The organism is Streptomyces sp. SDr-06, assembly GCF_003324565.1.
Classification (GTDB): Bacteria; Actinomycetota; Actinomycetes; order Streptomycetales; family Streptomycetaceae; genus Streptomyces.
This window is the reverse complement of sequence record NZ_QOLA01000015.1, coordinates 111,351-127,737: the sequence shown is the minus strand read 5'-3', so window position 1 is coordinate 127,737 and position 16,387 is coordinate 111,351. Positions and strand designations below refer to the sequence as shown.

The 16,387-nt window shown below is 71.3% G+C and carries 15 protein-coding genes; 5 read left to right on the top strand and 10 right to left on the bottom strand.

All coding sequences use genetic code 11. From position 1 onward, the window contains the following. Positions 1-13: 13 nt before the first annotated feature. From DT019_RS26700 to DT019_RS26675, 6 genes are read right to left on the bottom strand one after another with little or no spacing between them, the layout of a single operon-like run. Entirely contained in the window at positions 14-478 is a 465-nt protein-coding gene (locus DT019_RS26700; RefSeq protein WP_189389945.1) for a flavin reductase family protein, read from the bottom strand. A gap of 14 nt (positions 479-492) precedes the next feature. After that, entirely contained in the window at positions 493-984 is a 492-nt protein-coding gene (locus DT019_RS26695) for a hypothetical protein (protein WP_114039471.1), read from the bottom strand. Further along, a complete protein-coding gene (locus DT019_RS26690; protein WP_114039470.1) occupies positions 984-1,502 on the bottom strand; it encodes a type II toxin-antitoxin system RatA family toxin in 519 nt (172 codons plus the stop codon). The genes DT019_RS26695 and DT019_RS26690 overlap by 1 nt, the downstream gene beginning before the upstream one ends. A gap of 6 nt (positions 1,503-1,508) precedes the next feature. Beyond that, on the bottom strand, positions 1,509-2,795 hold the full coding sequence (locus DT019_RS26685) for an aspartate aminotransferase family protein (protein ID WP_114039532.1): 1,287 nt from the start codon (positions 2,793-2,795) through the stop codon (positions 1,509-1,511). Positions 2,796-2,809: 14 nt separating this feature from the next. After that, positions 2,810-3,943 (bottom strand): acyl-CoA dehydrogenase family protein, encoded by a 1,134-nt coding sequence (locus tag DT019_RS26680; protein ID WP_114039469.1) that lies wholly within the window; start codon positions 3,941-3,943, stop codon positions 2,810-2,812. A 10-nt stretch (positions 3,944-3,953) separates the two neighbouring features. After that, positions 3,954-5,537 carry an aldehyde dehydrogenase gene (locus tag DT019_RS26675; RefSeq protein WP_317617804.1) on the bottom strand — a complete coding sequence of 528 codons (1,584 nt, stop codon included), beginning with the start codon at positions 5,535-5,537 and terminating at the stop codon, positions 3,954-3,956. 280 nt (positions 5,538-5,817) lie between these two features. On the opposite strand from DT019_RS26675, the gene DT019_RS26670 reads away from it, so the two are divergent. Further along, positions 5,818-6,789, top strand: coding sequence for a bifunctional lysylphosphatidylglycerol flippase/synthetase MprF (locus DT019_RS26670; RefSeq protein WP_114039467.1), 972 nt, complete (start codon positions 5,818-5,820; stop codon positions 6,787-6,789). Positions 6,790-6,818: 29 nt separating this feature from the next. On the opposite strand, the gene DT019_RS26665 is transcribed toward DT019_RS26670, so the two are convergent. After that, positions 6,819-7,556 carry an AfsR/SARP family transcriptional regulator gene (locus tag DT019_RS26665; protein ID WP_223279765.1) on the bottom strand — a complete coding sequence of 246 codons (738 nt, stop codon included), beginning with the start codon at positions 7,554-7,556 and terminating at the stop codon, positions 6,819-6,821. A gap of 450 nt (positions 7,557-8,006) precedes the next feature. Between DT019_RS26665 and DT019_RS41110 the strand changes: the two genes are divergently transcribed. The 3 genes from DT019_RS41110 to DT019_RS26650 all read left to right on the top strand — a co-directional run bounded on the left by DT019_RS41110 (position 8,007) and on the right by DT019_RS26650 (position 12,799). After that, positions 8,007-8,705 carry a hypothetical protein gene (locus tag DT019_RS41110; RefSeq protein WP_411292736.1) on the top strand — a complete coding sequence of 233 codons (699 nt, stop codon included), beginning with the start codon at positions 8,007-8,009 and terminating at the stop codon, positions 8,703-8,705. A gap of 781 nt (positions 8,706-9,486) precedes the next feature. Further along, positions 9,487-11,679, top strand: coding sequence for a TIM-barrel domain-containing protein (locus DT019_RS26655; RefSeq protein ID WP_411292738.1), 2,193 nt, complete (start codon positions 9,487-9,489; stop codon positions 11,677-11,679). Between the two features lie 133 nt (positions 11,680-11,812). Continuing rightward, positions 11,813-12,799: an MDR family oxidoreductase gene (locus tag DT019_RS26650; RefSeq protein WP_114039465.1), complete on the top strand. Its 987-nt coding sequence runs from the start codon at positions 11,813-11,815 to the stop codon at positions 12,797-12,799. Positions 12,800-12,901: 102 nt separating this feature from the next. On the opposite strand, the gene DT019_RS26645 is transcribed toward DT019_RS26650, so the two are convergent. Further along, complete coding sequence (locus DT019_RS26645) at positions 12,902-13,804, bottom strand: DMT family transporter (RefSeq protein WP_114039464.1); 903 nt, start codon at positions 13,802-13,804, stop codon at positions 12,902-12,904. After that, on the bottom strand, positions 13,801-14,679 hold the full coding sequence (locus tag DT019_RS26640; RefSeq protein ID WP_114039463.1) for a phosphatase PAP2 family protein: 879 nt from the start codon (positions 14,677-14,679) through the stop codon (positions 13,801-13,803). The genes DT019_RS26645 and DT019_RS26640 overlap by 4 nt, the downstream gene beginning before the upstream one ends. Positions 14,680-14,851: 172 nt before the next feature. Between DT019_RS26640 and DT019_RS26635 the strand changes: the two genes are divergently transcribed. Beyond that, positions 14,852-15,451 carry a TetR/AcrR family transcriptional regulator gene (locus tag DT019_RS26635; RefSeq protein ID WP_114039462.1) on the top strand — a complete coding sequence of 200 codons (600 nt, stop codon included), beginning with the start codon at positions 14,852-14,854 and terminating at the stop codon, positions 15,449-15,451. Between the two features lie 42 nt (positions 15,452-15,493). Here the strand turns inward: DT019_RS26635 and DT019_RS26630 are convergent, their stop codons facing one another. Then, positions 15,494-16,273, bottom strand: a complete 780-nt coding sequence (locus DT019_RS26630; RefSeq protein ID WP_114039461.1) for a DeoR/GlpR family DNA-binding transcription regulator — start codon at positions 16,271-16,273, stop codon at positions 15,494-15,496. Between the last annotated feature and the right edge of the window lie 114 nt (positions 16,274-16,387).

Below are 16,387 nucleotides of genomic sequence, written 5' to 3'. Positions count from 1 at the left end.
TCGGGCATCGGGTTCAGCCTCCGGCGTCGGTGGTGAGCAGGGGAGTGCCGCTGCCGGGGTACGAGCCGAGCACCCGGGCGATGAGCAGGTCGTGGTCGCCGACCGGTACGGTCCGCTCGATCCGGCACTCCAGGCGGCCCACCGTGCCCGCGAGCAGCGGGACCCCGTCGGCCGTGTACGGCTCCCACGCCGACGCGACCTCGGGACCGAACAGGGCGAGCCCCTCACCGCGGTCGCGCCGGGCGAAGTACCGTGCGAGCGGCTCCTGGTGGACCGCGAGGCCGTTGGCCACGAACCGGCCCGCGGTGAGCAGGGCGCCCAGCCCCCGGCTGCCCCGGCGCAGCGCCACCGAGACCATCGGGGGCCGGACCGAGGCCACGGACAGCGTGCTGACCGTGACCCCGTGCGCCCGGTCCGCCACCCCGCACGTCAGGACCGACACCCCCGAAACGAACCGCCAGCCGGTACGGGCGGACACGGTCCCCGGCGCCGTCATGACGACCTCGCGTCGAGCCGGGCGGCGAGCCGCTCCCCGCCCGTGGCTCCGGCCGCGTATTCGCCGCTGAAGCGCTGGTACGCGGGGTGCGTCACGGGCTCGAAGCTCACGCCGAACGGCTTCAGGAAGTTCCCGAAGATCGCGCGGTCGCCGAACAGGTGGATCGGCAGCGCGAGCAGCGCCCACTCGGCGCCGAACAGCCAGATCCACGCCAGGGCCACCAGCGTCTGCGTGGCCAGGCTGTGCATCACGTTGTACAGCACGTAATACGCGTGCGGGATACGGCCGTTCGGGCTGCGGTGGTGGGCGAGCGCGCCCGGGAGATAGCCCACCACGTCGATGTAGGCGAACAGGCCGGCCGCCACCGTCCACCGCACCTCGCCGAGGTGGGCGAAGAAGAGCCCGGCGGCGACGCCGAGCCCGACCGCGTACTCCAGGCGGACGAGCCGGTAGGTCACCGGAGTCTCGAAGAGGTTCTTGGCGTCCATCAGGCGGCCGCTCCCGGCAGGCCCCGAGCGGGCGCGTCGACGGTGGCCCGGGCGACCGCGCGTGCCACCGGCTCGTCGCCGACCACGTGGGCCCGCTCGAAGAGGCTGGTGACGACCACGCCGATGGTCTCCTTGAGCACCCGGGCCGCGACCGGGTCGAGAATTCCCGCCAGGCTCGGTATGCCGAAGTCGAACTCGGCGGCGAAGTGAACCAGGCAGTCCCCGCCGTCCTCGGCTACCGACCACGTACCGGCGAACTCGGCGAAGTCGCCTTCGAGTTGGCGAAAGACGATGCGCAGCCTCGCCTCGTCGAAGCGGTCGGTCTCGGTCCAGCGCAGGATGCCGTTGCGGAAGTACACCTCCCAGTCGCTGCGCTCCTCGGATTCGCTCACCTCATGGACCGTCACGGACCGTACGACGGGCGCGAGTTCGGGGTAGCGGGCGTAGTCCTTGATGCGGTGGTAGGCCGTGCCGGGGCAGACCGCCTCGACGCGGACGGTCAGTTGCGTACTGCGCATGGTGTCTCAGCCACTTTCACAGGTCGGTGTGTGGCGCGCGGCCTGGGCCCGACAGGCCCGGTCCACCGCCTCGTACAGGAAGTCCAGGTCGCCGCGGGTCAGGACCGCGGGCGGGGTGAGCCGCAGGACCAGATGGGAGTTGAGGGAGTGGTTGGCGATGACGCCGTGCTGGACCAGTTCGATCAGCAGATCGCCCGCCGGGCCCGGCTCCGCGAACTCGATGCCCAGCAGCAGCCCGCGCCCGCGCACCTCCCGCACGGCCGGTCCGTAGTGGCCGCGCACGATGCGGCCCACCACCCGGAGGATCTCGTCGCCGAGCACCCGGGCCCGCCCGACCAGGTTGTCCTCGCGCAGCGCCGCGATCGCCCCGCGCGCGGCGGCCATCGCGAGCGGCGCGCCGGAGAACGTCGAGGTGTGCAGGTACGGGTCGCGGTCGAAGGCCTCGAACACCTCCGGCGTCGCGAGCACCGCGGACACCGGCACCACGCCGCCGCTGAGGCCCTTCCCGACGAGCAGCAGATCGGGGCGCACCCCCTCGGGGCCGCAGCCCCACCAGGTGCCGAGCCGTCCGAGACCGGTCTGGATCTCGTCGACCGCGAGCAGCGCGCCGTACTCCCGGCACATGCTCTCCACCGTGCCCAGATAGCCGGGCGGCGGAATGACGACCCCAGCCTCGCCCTGCACCGGTTCGACGAAGACGCACGCCTCGCCCGGGCAGGCGGCGAGCTCCTTGCGCAGCGCCTCCGCGTCGCCGTACGGCACATGGCTGGCCGAGGGCAGCAGCGGGCGGAACGGGTCCTGGAAGACGTCCTTGCCGGTGAGGCTGAGCGCTCCCATCGTCTTGCCGTGGTAGCCGTCCGCCATCGAGATCAGCCGGGTCCTGCCGCGGGTGCGGGCCACCTTGATCGCGGCCTCCACCGCTTCGGCGCCCGAGCCCGCGAAGTGCACCCGCTCGAGGCCGGGCGGGGCCACCGACACCAGGGCCTCGGCGGCGAGTGCCACCTGGGGCTCCATGAACAGGCGGGTCGCCACCGGATGGTGCTCCAGCTGTTCGCGCACGTGGCGCAGCACCGTGGGGTGTTTCGCTCCGGTGAGGAAGACACCGTAACCGCCGCAGTTGAGGAACCTGCGTCCCTCGGCCGTGGTGACCCAGGCCCCCTCGGAGGCCACCTCCACGTGCCCGCCGAACAGCTCGCCGAGCGTCGCCCTGCCCTTGCTGAGCCGGGCCCGGTACAGGCGTCCCAGTGCCTCGCGGCCGGGCAGTTCCCCGGTCGGCGGGGTCGTGACCGTCATGGTGTCCACCTCCTTCAGGACAGCCGCAGCGGGCGGCCGTCGACATGGTCGAGGTAGGGCGCGGCGAAGCTCGCCCGGGACGGCGGGTGGAAGGAGAGCCCGTGCGAGACCGCGGCGAGATAGGCCACGTCGGACGAGCCGACGAACGCCATGCCGCCGAGCATCTCGACCGCGAGCCGCACGGCCCGGCCGAGGGCGTCCTGGGCCGCGTACCGCGCCACCAGGGTCTTGGCGAGCGCCTCGTTCGCGTGTTCGCGGTCCCCGAGCATCCGCGCCACGCCCTCCAGGAGAAGTCCGGCGCTCTCGTACGTCGTGAAGAGTTCGGCGCGGTCGCCGGTGCTGCCCCGGCCGGAGGCGTGGGCCCGGTCGACCAGGGCGCCCGCCATGCCCAGGTACGAGGCCGAGATCAGCAGCTCGAACCAGATGAAGCCGACCGTCTGGAGCTCGTCCAGTTCGCCGGTGTCCCCCAACTCGGGCCGCACCACCAGCTGTTCGTCCACGAACGCGTCGGTCAGGCGCACCTCGTCACTCTCGGCGCCCGCGAGCGCCCAGCTCTTCCAGAACGGGTGGACGGTGAGGCCCGGCGTCGCGCGCGGCACGAGGAGCACCGCCATCTCGGTGCCGGAGTCGGTGGGCAGGGCCACGGACGCCGTGAGCAGGTCCATGGAGTGCGCCAGGCTGCACGGCTTCTTGGAGCCGCTGACGCGATAGCCGCCGTCGGCCTTGGCCGCGGTCATCGTCGGCGACAGGATGCCCTGGCCCGGCCGTCCCTCGGCGAAGCCGGAGGAGACCAGGAGCCCCTGCTCGGCGATTCCTTCGAGCAGGGCCCACTCCATGCCGCTGCTCTGGATGCTGTCGGCGAGCGTGAACAGGGTCGCCACCGAGAAGTGGTGCATGGTGGTGCCCACGGCCAGCGACGGCGAGAGCGCCGCGATGGCCCGCACCACTGAGAGCGCTTCCATCGGCGTGGCACCGGCACCCTGGTACGCCCGCGGAATCACCAGGGCCGGGCCGCCGCACGCCTTGAAGTGGGCGATGGCCGGGCTGCCCGGCGCCTCCAGTTCGGCCATCGGGACGTCCGCCAGCTTGCCGAGCAGTCCGGGCAGGAAGGCCTCGCAGACCTCGGCGGCTCGTTGGGTCGAACGCATCGGGTCCTCCTCAGGCCGCGCTGCTGTCGGTGCCGAACACGGCGTCGCGCGGCCGGATGCCGCCGGGTGCCACGCTCACGCCCTGGACATGGGTGGTGCGCAGCATCGGGTAGTTGGCCTCGCCGAACACGCCGCCGGTCAGTCCGGTGCCGCCGTGCGAGGGCAGATAGGGCAGGAAGCCGATGTGCGAGTCGTTGACCTTGAGCAGGCCGCCCTCGGTGACCCGGGCCACGAACCGGTCGACGACCGCGCGGTCCCGGGCCCACAGCGAATTGCGCAGGCCGTACCAGTTGGTGTTCACGAAGTCGATGAACGACGCCAACAGCTCCTCGTCCGGGGCCGGTTCGGCCACGACGACCGGGAGCAGCGGGAAGAACGTCTCGTGCCGCACCGCCTGCACCCGCCGTGCCTGTGCGAGCCCGTCCACCCGGACCACCGTCGGCTCCAGGAAGATGCCGTTGGCGTCGCGGGCTCCGTCGAGCTGCATCGCGTGGCCGCCGCAGACCAGTTCGGCGCCGTGGGCCAGGGCGTCGTCGAGGCACGCGAAGAACTTCTCGTTGCGCAGCACCGGGGTCAGCAGCACCCCCTCGTCGGCCGCGCGACCGGGCCTGATCCGCTGAGCCTGCCGGACCAGTTCGGCCACCAGGACGTCGGCGACCTCGGGGTGGGCGACCACCTGGTTGGGAATCATGCAGAGCTGGCCCGAGCCGTAGAAACCCTCGGTCAGCGCCTCGGCGGCGAGTTCGACATCGGCGTCCTTCCAGACCGTCACGATGTCGTTGCCGGCGAGTTCGAGGATCGGCTTCTTTCCGGCGGCGATGCAGCGCTCCTGGAACCGCAGACCGCTCTCGCTGGCGCCGAAGTACATGATGTCGTCGACGTGCTCACTGGCCAGCCAGGTGTTCAGCATCGGCCCCGGGTCGCCGCACACCACACCGAGCGTGCCGGGCGGCGCGCCCACCTCGTCCAGCACGGGGGCGACCAGTTCCTGGAGCGCGTACATCACGCCGAGCGGGCCGCTGCGCGGCGCCCGCACCACCAGGGCGTTGCCCGCGAAGATCGAGTACACCCCGAGCAGGGCGCTGGCCATGGGCGCGTTCTGCGGCGGGTTGAGGCAGACCACCCCGTCCGGGCGGCGCCGCACGGAGATCTCGCGCACCCCGTGCCGGAATTCCTGGATCATCTGGGAGTGGTAGAAGGCGATCGACTCCGGGCTCCAGCACTGGAGCATCCCGGACACCTCCCAGCGGGCGAGCGCCAGCGGATGGCCCTCCTGGACGAGCACCTCGATGATCTCGTCGGTGCGCTCGGCGATCCGCTCGCGCAGCCGGGTGCAGACTTCGTCGAGGCGTACGTCCAAGGGCATCGCACCCCACTCGGCGGCGGCGCCCGCAGCGGCTGAGAGCGCTTCCTCGACCGTGGCGGCGGAAGCCTTGGCGACGCGGGCGACGACACAGTCGGGCAGCGGCCCGATCGGCGTCCAGCCCTTCTCCAGCTTCCGCTTGAGCGTGAGGCTGGTGAACGCGTCGTCGAGCAGGGCCGCCGCATCGACGACGTACACCCACTCCTCGCCCGGCACACTCCTGCCCGCCACGTACGAACCGTAGGAACGCGCTCCCCGGGCGAGCAGCACGTCGTCGGGATGAAGCAGTGCACGCGATTTCGCTGATATTCCGGTCACGCGAGGCCCCCGTGTATGTCCGCCCCGTGGTGCGCGGCGGAATTGCCTGAATGTTTCGCGGTCAATTTTCCAGGGCGGCCTGAGAAGCACCTGAGACGGCACTGAGACGCCCGCGTCAGGGAATTCGACGGGGTGCGGTGCGAGGATTCGCGGGACCAGGGGAGGAGCTTCGATGACCGGTCATGTCCTTGCCATGGACGGCGTACTGAAGGAACTGCAGGACCACGCGGACCATCCCAGCGCGTTTCTGGCGATGAATACGGGAAACGAGTACTTCACCGTGCCGGGAAGGGCGGGTGTGATCGCCTATCGGAGTGCGGGGCGGTATCTGATGCAGTTCGGCGGGGTCTTCGCGCCGGAGGGTGCGCGGGAGGAACTCCTGCGTGATTTCCTCGACTTCGCGCGGGCACGCCGTTCAACCGTCGCGGCCGTCCAGTTGCAGAGCGAGGACGTCTCCCTCTACGCGCGCTGTGGATTCACTGTGAATCAGGTCGGCGCCTCGTACTCCCTGCGCCTCACCGAATTCGGGCTCAAGGGCTCGCGTTTCGTGAAACTGCGCAACAAGGTCTCCCGGGCGCGCCGCAGCGGACTCACCGTGTCCGAGGAGCCGTACGAGGCGATGGCCGACGCGGTGCGGGCCATCGACCGGCAGTGGCTGCGGGGCAAGGGGCGGCACGTCAAGGAGATCGAGTTCCTCGTGGGCCAGCTGGGCGGGCCGGGGCAGGCCCACCGCAGGCTGTTCGCCGGGCGGATCGCGGGCGAACCGGTCGCCTACATCTCGTACGCGCCCGCCTTCGGCCGCCGCCCCGGGCTGCTGCACGACCTCAGCCGCCGGGTGCCGCGGTCCGCCCCGGGCCTTTTGGAGGCGATCAACCTGACGGCCGTGGAGACCTTCCGTGCGGAGGGCGCCGAGTGGCTGCACCTCGGCTTCACCCCGTTCACCGGCCTCGCGCCCGAGCACGAGGCGCCTTCGGCCAGCCGGCCCACGGCCTGGTTCCTGCGGCAGCTCGCCGCACACGGCGAGAAGGTGTACCCCGCCGCGAGCCAGCTGGCGTACAAGCAGAAATGGGCGCCGCACCTGGTCCTGCCCGAGTACCTGGCCTTCCAGGGCAGGGCCCGGGCGGGCGCCATCTGGCGGCTGTTGCGCGTCACCAACTCCCTTTGAAATAAAGCCTGTTGTCCCTGTCGCACAACTCAGTGCCCGGCAGGCACCGGCTCCTGGCGCAGGATGCCCTGGAACCTGGCGCGCAGCGCCTCACCGGGCTCCAGACCCAGGTGGTGCGAGAGCCGCCGACGGGTGCGGTGGTAGGCGTCCAGCGCCTCTGCCTGGCGTCCCGAGCGGTACAGGGCGGTGATGAGCTGCTCGCAGAACCGCTCCCGCAAGGGGTACTGGGCGTGCAACTGCTGGAGTTCCGTGACGACTTCGCGGTGCAGCCCCCGGGTGAGTTCGGCGTCGAAGAGGTGCTCGTACGCGGTGAGCCGGATCTCGGTGAGCCGGGTGTACGCCATGCGGCTGATCAGTCCCTGCCCGGCGTCGAGCAGCGCGGGCCCGCGCCACAGCGCGAGTGCCTCGGTCAGCAGCCGCACCACCCGGTCGGGGTCACCGGAACCCGCCGACGTCGCCTCCCGCACCAGCGACTCGAACAGGGTGGCGTCCACGTCGCACTCCGGGAGTGCCAGGGCGTAGCCGAAGCTGGAGGTGCGCACGAGTTCCCGAAGACCGTCGTGGCCCGTGCGGGATTCGATGACACGACGGAGCCGGGCCACATGGCCCTGAAGGGAGTTCTCGGCATTCCGTGGGAGATCCTCGCCCCACAGTTCGTCGATGAGGTCGTTGCGTGAGACGGGACGGTTGGGCGAAAGGGCGAGTGCGGCCACGAGCGCCCTGAGCTTTTCACCGGGTACCTTGAACGTGATGTGTCCGTCGGTCAATTCAAGGGGCCCGAGCAGGCGAACTTTCAACGTGCTTCCCCCGTGCTGCGTGCAAAAGCGGAATCCACGACTACGGGGCCGTGCGGCCCGGCGGGTGGATCAGATGTGCCCGGCGAATCGACCGGGCCGCGGATCAGCGGAATGATCGACGTTCTTCGGCGTCGGTCTCTCGCCCATCGCTCCCAAGAGCAGTGCTCTACCCCCGTAGAGAACATGGAGGAAGACTATTTCGCCCTGCTATTGGGGTCAACGTCCCAGCGGACAAAGCGGAGTTGACACCCGATTGCGGGTTGTCGCGTAGTGATCCGGAAAGCGGGGGAGCGTCGCAGGTGGCGGGGGTCCGCACGCAATCGGCCTGCGGCAGTCTGTGAGGGGGCTCACGCCGAGGTGTGGCGCGGCCGTGACCAGGATGGAACACCGTAACGGGGGAAGCGATTACGATCCGGGCTCATGAGCACCTCGGATCAGGAACAAGCGGTGGACGCGGCACCGGAAGCGCGTGGAGCCGGTGGCGCGGCGGAAGGGGCGGTACCGAAGCAGGCCACGAACCCGCCCACGGCGAAGGGGGCTTCACGGACCCAGGGCGCCGAGACCGCTGCCGACGCGGGGAGCGCCGCGGGGACCGCCGAGGACGCGACCGACACCGGCGCCGGGCCCGCCCCCGAGACCGCGAACTCCTTCGAGACTGCTCCCGCCGAGCCTGCCGAGCCGGTCGAGCCTGCCGGTCACGCTGATGCCGCGCCTGCCGCTGAGCCCGCCAAGCCGGTCGAGCGGACCGGTCACGTCGGTGGTGCGGCCGGCGCCGAGCCTGCCGAGCCGGTCGAGCCTGCCGGTCACGTCGGTGGTGCGGCCGGCGCCGAACCCGCCGAGCCCGCCGACGAGGGGGAGCGGCGGGGTATGGCCCCGCGGCAGGCGCGGCGCGTTCGGATGGTGGCCGCGGGTGTGCTCATGGCGGCGATGGGGGTGATCCTCGTCGTACGCCTGGCGACCCGGTCCTCCGTCCTGGTGGTCGGGGTGTACGGGCTCGCCCTGATCCTGTGTGGTGTCGTGATCGAGCTGAGCCGCAACGGGCGCACCCGGCTGGGGTCTTGGCTCCTCGTGGTCGGCCTCGCCGCGGCGCTCGGCATGGACTGGTTCGTCCTGCCGTGACGGCGTACGCGCCCTCCTGACCGGAGGGGCGTTCAGCCGCGAGAAGTGACCCAGCCCCGCCACCCTGCGCAGCCGACAGGTGGCGGGGCTGAGGCGTGCGCGCGCCGGGGGCCGGGCGGGACGGCCACTCGGCTCCTTGCTCCGTCCCGCGCCGACACCGCTGCGGAAGTATGGGTTCCCCCTGCCTGAAGCGTTGACATGTACCCGCCTCACGGTGAATCTTGATGCTCGAAACTCCACTGTTCCAAGCATGAACGCGCACGCCGCGCCCGGCTGTTGCTCGGTACGAACGGAGAATGAACCCTTGCGGACGCCCTGGCATCGCTCCCATCCGCCCCGAAGGCCCGCCGTCGCCGTGCTCTCGGCGCTCGCGCTCGGCCTCACCGCGCTGGCCGTTCCGGCCGCCCACGCCGAGGCCGCGGCGCCGCCCGGCGGTGTCCTGGACAGCGGCACCAAGTCCCTGACCTGGCAGAGCCCGGTCTATGAGAAGGGCACCGTCGGCTCACCCGACAAGTGCCCGCCGCCCGCGCAGGACCCCGCGGGCGCGGTGTGCGACCGCTTCGACCTGACGGTGAAACCGCCGGCCGGCGAGTGGGACGACAATCCGGAGGGCGGCGTGCCCGTCTCCATCCAATGGGCCACCCCCACCGACGACTTCGACCTGTACATCTACGACGACGCCGGGAAGCAGGTGGCCTCCAGCGCGGGCACCGCCGACCCCGAGGCGACCGTCATCCCCAAGGCGTCGGGGACGTACCACGTGGTCGTCGTGCCCTACGACGTGCACCACAACTCGTTCACGGGCACCGCGTACCTGCCCGAGCCGACCGACGCCGGGGACCTCACGGTCTTCGGCGGTAAGGACGGCACCTACGACGTCGCCGCAGGTCCGCTGAAGGCCCGCGTGGACTTCCTGGCCGACGACACGCTGCGGCTGCGGGCCGCCCCGGACGGCACGTTCACCGACCCGCCCGGCAGCCACATGATCCAGGCCGAGCCGAAGCCGCAGAAGAACACCAAGTCCTTCAACGCGGGCACCTATTACGGGATCCGGAGCAAGGACGTCGTGCTGCGCGTCTACAAGAAGCCGCTCCGCTTCGCGCTCTACAAGGGCGACAACAAGACCGTGATCTGGTCCGAGGCCGACCCGCTGCGCTGGACCTCCGGCGGCATGCGGCAGAGCCTGACACGCGGCGCCGACGAGCAGTTCTTCGGCGGCGGCGAGCAGAACGGCAGCTTCTCGCACCGCGACCAGGTCATGAACGTGGGCAACAACACCAACTGGAACGAGGGCGGCTGGAACAACTCGCAGCCCTTCTACATCTCCTCCGCCGGATACGGGGTGTTCCGCAACACCTTCACGCCCGGTGTGTACGACTTCGGGCCGCGGGTGCGCACGGGCCAGCAGGAACGGCGCCTGGACGCGTACTACTTCACCGGCGACGTGAAGTCGGTCATCGGGAAGTACACCTCGCTGGTGGGCAAGCCGTTCATGCCGCCGGTGTACGGGCTCGAACCGGGTGACTCCGACTGCTATCTGCACAACGCCAATCGGGGTGAACGGCACACCCTGGACGCGCTCAAGGTCGCCGACGGCTACACCCGGAACCAGATGCCGCTCGGCTGGATGCTCGTCAACGACGGCTATGGCTGCGGCTACGAGAACCTCGCCGAGACCGGCAAGGGCCTTCAGGCCCACAACGCCCAGCTCGGACTGTGGACCCAGGACGGCCTCGACAAGCTCGCCGACCAGGTCAAGGCGGGCCAGCGGGTGGCGAAGCTGGACGTGGCCTGGGTCGGCAACGGGTACGGCTTCGCCCTGAACGCCTGCGACCAGGCGAAGGCGGGCATCGAGAACAACAGCGACGCGCGGGGCTTCGTGTGGCTGCCCGTCTCCTGGGCCGGCGCGCAGCGCTGCGGCGTCCTGTGGAGCGGCGACCAGAAGCTCAGCTGGGACTACCTGCGCTGGCAGATCCCCACCTATGCGGGGGCCACGCTGTCCGGCATCGCCTACAACACGGGTGACGTCGGCAGCATCTTCGGCCACGACCCCAAGCTGTACACCCGTGACCTCCAGTGGAAGGCGTTCCTGCCCGCCATCATGACGATGGACGGCTGGGCCAAGGACCTCGCCACCGGCAAGGCCGCCGACCAGCAGCCCTGGCTGGACGGCGAGCCGTACGCCTCCATCAACCGCAAGTACCTCCAGCTCAAGGAGCGGCTGCTCCCGTACATGTACGGGCTCTCCAAGGACGCCACGAAGACCGGCGTCGGCGCGGTCCGCCCGCTCTCCCTGGAGTACCCCGACGATCCCAACACCCTTGGTGCGAAGGCCAAGTACGAGTTCCTGGCCGGGCCGGACTTCCTGGTCGCCCCCGTCTACAGCGACACCAGCGTCCGCGACGGCATCTACCTGCCCAAGGGCACCTGGACCGACTACTGGACGGGCCGGACCTACCAGGGCCCGACGACCATCGACCACTACGCGGCCCCGCTCGACACGCTCCCGCTGTTCGTGAAGGGCGGCTCGATCGTGCCGATGTGGCCCCGGGGCACGACGTCCTGGCAGACCCGGGACAAGGGCGAGCTGGACTACGACATCTACCCCCGGCTCGGCACGTCCTCCTACACGCTGTACGAGGACGACGGGGTGACCCGGCAGTTCACGCAGGGCGCCTCGGCCACCCAGCGGGTCCAGGTCACTTCGGCCGGACGTGCCTCGGTCCTCGACGTCGGGGCCAGCGTGGGCAGTTACCAGGGCAAGCCGTCCGCCCGCTCCTACCGGTTCACCGTCCACTCCACGGCGGCTCCCACCGTCGTCGCCCTCGGCGGGAGCCGACTGCACCGCTACGGCTCCGCCGCGGAGCTGGCCGCCGCGGGCACGGGCTGGTACGTCGATCCCGCGACCGGCGTGACGGAGGTGAGGACACCGGCGCAGTCGACCGGCCACGGCTTCTCCGTCGAGATCGCGTGACCTGACGCCCGCCACCGGGTCGGGGGCCGTACCGTGAGCCGTCCGGTACGGCCCCTCCGCATGTACGGAGGGAAGGCTGGGGCAAGATCGACGTACGGCTGAACAGGCACCCGAACGCCAGGAGATCGATTCGATGTCATTCCGCGCCATCCGTGTCACCCAGGACGAGCAGGGCCACCGGGTCGACACCGTCACGCTGGAGGAGAGCGAGCTCCCCGAGGGCGATGTGACCATCGCCGTGGACTACTCGACCGTCAACTACAAGGACGGCCTCGCGCTCGCCCACGGCAAGGGCATCGTGCGCACGTATCCGCTGGTGCCCGGCATCGACCTCGCGGGCACCGTCGAGTCGTCCGGCCACGCCTCGTTCGCGCCCGGCGACAAGGTGGTGCTCAACGGCTACGGCGTCGGCGAGCAGCACGACGGCGGGTTCGCGCAGAAGGCGCGGGTCAGCGGCGACTGGCTGGTCCCGCTCCCGGCGGGCCTCACCACCTGGCAGGCGGCGGCCATCGGCACCGCCGGATACACCGCGATGCTCAGCGTGCTCGCCCTGGAGGACGCGGGCGTCACCCCGGACAGCGGCGACGTCCTCGTCACCGGCGCCGCAGGCGGAGTAGGCTCGGTCGCCGTGGCGCTCCTCGCCAGGCTCGGCCACCGGGTGCTCGCCTCGACCGGTCGCCCCGCCGAGAGCGACTACCTGCGCGAACTCGGCGCCGCCGAGATCATCGACCGGGCCGCACTCTCCGGCCCCGGCCGCCCGCTCGGCAAGGAGCGCTGGGCCGCGGCCGTCGACTCGGTCGGCAGCCACACCCTGGTCAACGCCCTCGCGAGCACCCGCTACGGCGGCACCGTCACCAGCTGCGGCCTGGCTCAGGGAACCGACCTGCCGGGCACCGTGCTGCCGTTCATCCTGCGCGGTGTGACCCTGGTGGGCATCGACTCCGTACAGGCCCCGATGGAGCGGCGCGTGCGGGCGTACGAACGGCTCGCCCGCGATCTGGACCTGACGCTGCTGGAGAAGATGACCACGCAGGTCGGCCTGGGCGAGGTTCCCGCCGTCGCCGAGCGTATCCTCGCCGGTCAGGTCCGCGGCCGCACGATCGTGGACGTCAACGCCTGATGGACGGCCGGGCCGGGGGTCCGCCTTCGACGGGCCCCGAGGCGGGCTCCCTGTGCCCCCTTGGCGAGAAAGCGATCGCGCTCGACCTGTGAGGCGGCGCCCTCAGACGGTGACCCGGACCGCCGGCTCGGGGGTCGGGAGCTCGGTCGGCAGCGGGGCGGGCAGGTCGGCGGGGGTGGCGCCGGTCAGCATGAGCACTCCGCGGGCCGCGACGCCCCCCGATGCGGCCGCGATCAGCCAGCCGAGCGGGCCGCCGTGGAAGCTCTCGCCGAGCAGCGCGACCCCGATGACGGCGGCCGCCGCGGGGTTGGCGAGGTTCACCACGGCCAGCGGGGCGGCGAGGCCGCCGCGGTAGGCCGCCTGCGAGAGCAGCAGACCGCCGACCGCGAAGGTCGCGACGAGCACCGCGAGCAGGGTGGTCTGCCACCAGGCGAGCGGGCCCCCGGGCAGTTCGCGGGCCAGCGAGGCGGTGACCGTCTGGGTCAGCGCGGACGCCACGCCCGAGGCGACGCCGGACGCGGTGGCGTGGCCGAGGCCGCCGCCGCGCGCGGAGTGCGCTCCGGCCCGTACGAGGAAGGCGAGCAGCAGCGCGGTGGCCGCGGCGATGGCGAGCGCCTCGCTCAGGCTGAGCGCGTCGCCCGGGGCGGCGGGGCCGGTGACCGCGATGAGGCCGGTGAGCCCGGCCAGCGTCCAGGCCGCGCCGCGCCACTCGCGCCGGGTGACGCGGCGCCGCGCGTAGTACGCGGAGAGCGGGAGGGCCGCGACCAGGGTGAGCGCGCCGAGCGGCTGGACCAGGGTCAGCGGGCCGTAGTGGAGCGCGGCCACGTGCATGAGCGCGCCGGCGGCGTTCAGGCCGACCGCCCACCACCACAGCGGGCGGGTGAGCAACCGGCCGATCCCGCCGCCGCCCTGGGCGGCGAGCCGGGACTGGCCGACGGCGGCCAGCGCGTAGCCGGCGGCCGAGGCGAGCGAGAGCACGGTGGCGAGCAGCGCGGATTCGTTCATCGCACGGCCTCGGAGAGCTGGGGCGCGGGGGTGCGCGCGGACGTGGGTGCCTGCTGGGACGCGAGGGTGGCCTCGGGCGCGGGGTGCGACGCCTGCCGGAGCGGCTTGGGTGCCGCAGGCAACTTTGTGAGCCGCCGCGGCGCGGGCACGAAGTAGAGCACCGCACCGAGCAGCGCGGTGGCCACGATCGCGTCCAGCCAGTAGTGGTTCGCGGTGCCGACGACCACGAGCAGGGTGAGCGCCGGGTGCAGCAGCCACAGCCAGCGCCAACGGCCGCGGGTCGCCATGATCAGCCCGATGGCGATCATCAGCGCCCAGCCGAAGTGCAGCGAGGGCATCGCGGCGAACTGGTTCGCCATGGCGTCGTTGTCCGGCGTCGCCGCGTACACGGAGGGCCCGTAGACCTGGGCGGTGTCGACGAGACCCGCCGTGGTGAGCATGCGGGGCGGGGCGAGCGGGACCGTGATGTGCAGCACCAGAGCGGCGGCCGTGAGCCCGGCCAGCACGCGGCGCGACCACAGGTAGTGGCTGGGGCGGCGCAGGTACAGGTAGACCAGGAAGGCCACGGTGGCCGGGAAGTGCACGGTCGCGTAGAAGGTGTTGGCGGCCTTGACGAGGGTGTCGCCGTGCAGCAGCAGATGCTGGACCGAGCCCTCACCGGGCAGGTGCAGGGCGCGCTCCCAGCTCCACACGCGGTCGGCGTTGTCGAAGGCGCGGGCCTCGTGCCCGTTCGCCAGTTGGCGGCCGAACTTGTAGACGAGGAAGAGCGCGGTCACGAGCAGCAGCTCGCGCACCAGGGGCGGCCGGGAAGCGGTCGTCTCCGGTCCGGCGGGGCGGGTCTGGCGACGCGCCCCCGTGGTTATACCGGCAAACATTCTCCGGCCCCTTTGAACCTGGATCGATACGTGGAAAGAACTTGAGCAAACGTAGGAAGGCTAGATCGAAACTCATCGAGACGCAAACGTCTCGATACGTTTGCGTCTCGATTGAGCGGAGCCTACTCTCGTACGTGCAGGAGCACCCCCTTGTTCTTCTCCGGAGGGAACGATGTCGACGCAGGCCGCCACGGCCGCTGCCCGTCGCAGCAAGATCAGCCCCGAGCGTGAGCTGGAGCTGTACGACGCGGTGCTCGACCTGCTGAGAGAGGGCGGCTACGACTCCGTGACGATGGAGGGGGTCGCCGCGCGGACCAAGTGCGGCAAGGCCACCCTCTACCGCCAGTGGAAGAACAAGCCGCTGCTCGTCACGGCGGCGCTCGGCCGCAACCGCTGCTCGTTCTTCTCCGGCATCGACACCGGCACGCTCGCCGGGGATCTGCGCGAGGCGGCCCGGGTGGTCGGCCGCAGGGAAGGCCCCGACACCGCGCTGATGGAAGCCGTCGGTCAGGCCTACATCAAGCACCCCGACCTGCGCGAGGCGCTGCGCGAGACCGTCCTGAACCCAGAGATCGCCGCACTCGACGCGATGCTCCGGCGCGGGATCGAGCGCGGCGAGGTGGCGGCGGACAACCCGGCCGTCGGCTATGTCGCCCCCATGATCATGGGCATGCTGCGCGTCGAGCGGCTCTTCGAGGAGCGCTTCCAGGGTGAGGACACCCTGCTCGGCCTGATGGAGTCGGTCATCTTCCCGGCCCTGCGGATCGGCTGACCGGCACCTTCAACCCGCCGATCACGCAGGTCTGTTGGCGGGTCAGACCGCCAGGACCGTCACCCCGGCCCCGGTGAAGAGGGCGGCCGTCTCCGGTGAGATGCCCGTGTCGGTGACCAGGGTGCCCACCTGGGCCGTCGCGCAGATCCGCGCGAAGGTCCGCTTGCCGAGCTTCGTGGAGTCCGCCGCCACCACCACGCGCTCGGCCCGCTCGCAGAGCAGCCGGTTGATGCCGGCCTCGTCCTCGTCGTGCGCCGAGGCGCCGTGGGTCACGTCGAACGCGCCGACGCCGAGCACGGCCACATCCATCGTGATCTGGTTGAGCACCCCGCCCGCCAGCGGCCCGGTGAGCTCGTACGACTGGGGGCGGGCCACTCCGCCGGTCACCACGATCTTGAACTGCGGCCGCACCGCGAGCTCGTTCGCGATGTTGAGCGCGTTCGTCACGATCGTCAACGCCGGTGACCCGGTGGCCAGTTCGGGCCGCACGGCCAGGGCGCGGGCGACCTCCGTGGTGGTGGTGCCGCCGGTCAGGCCGACCGCCTCGCCGGGGGCCACCAGATCCGCCACGGCCTTCGCGATGCGCTGCTTCTCCGAGGCCTGGCGCGCCGTCTTGTAGCGCAGGGGCAGCTCGTAGGAGACGCCGTGCACGAGCGCGCCACCCCGGGTGCGCACCAGCATCTGCTGCTCGGCGAGCTGGTCGAAGTCCCGGCGGATCGTCGCGGCCGACACCCCGAGCGCCGCCGCCGCCTCGTCGACGTCGAGGCGGCCCTGCTCCACGAGCAGTTCGAGGAGCGCCTGCCAGCGGGCGTCGCGGGACATCCGCGCCCTCCGTTCTTCGTACCGGTAACCGTCCGTAATGACCTTAGCGCACGCCTGAATGCTTGATAGTGCTCGAAATCTAGCTATATTTTGCAGAAACAAGCAGGCGCTGTG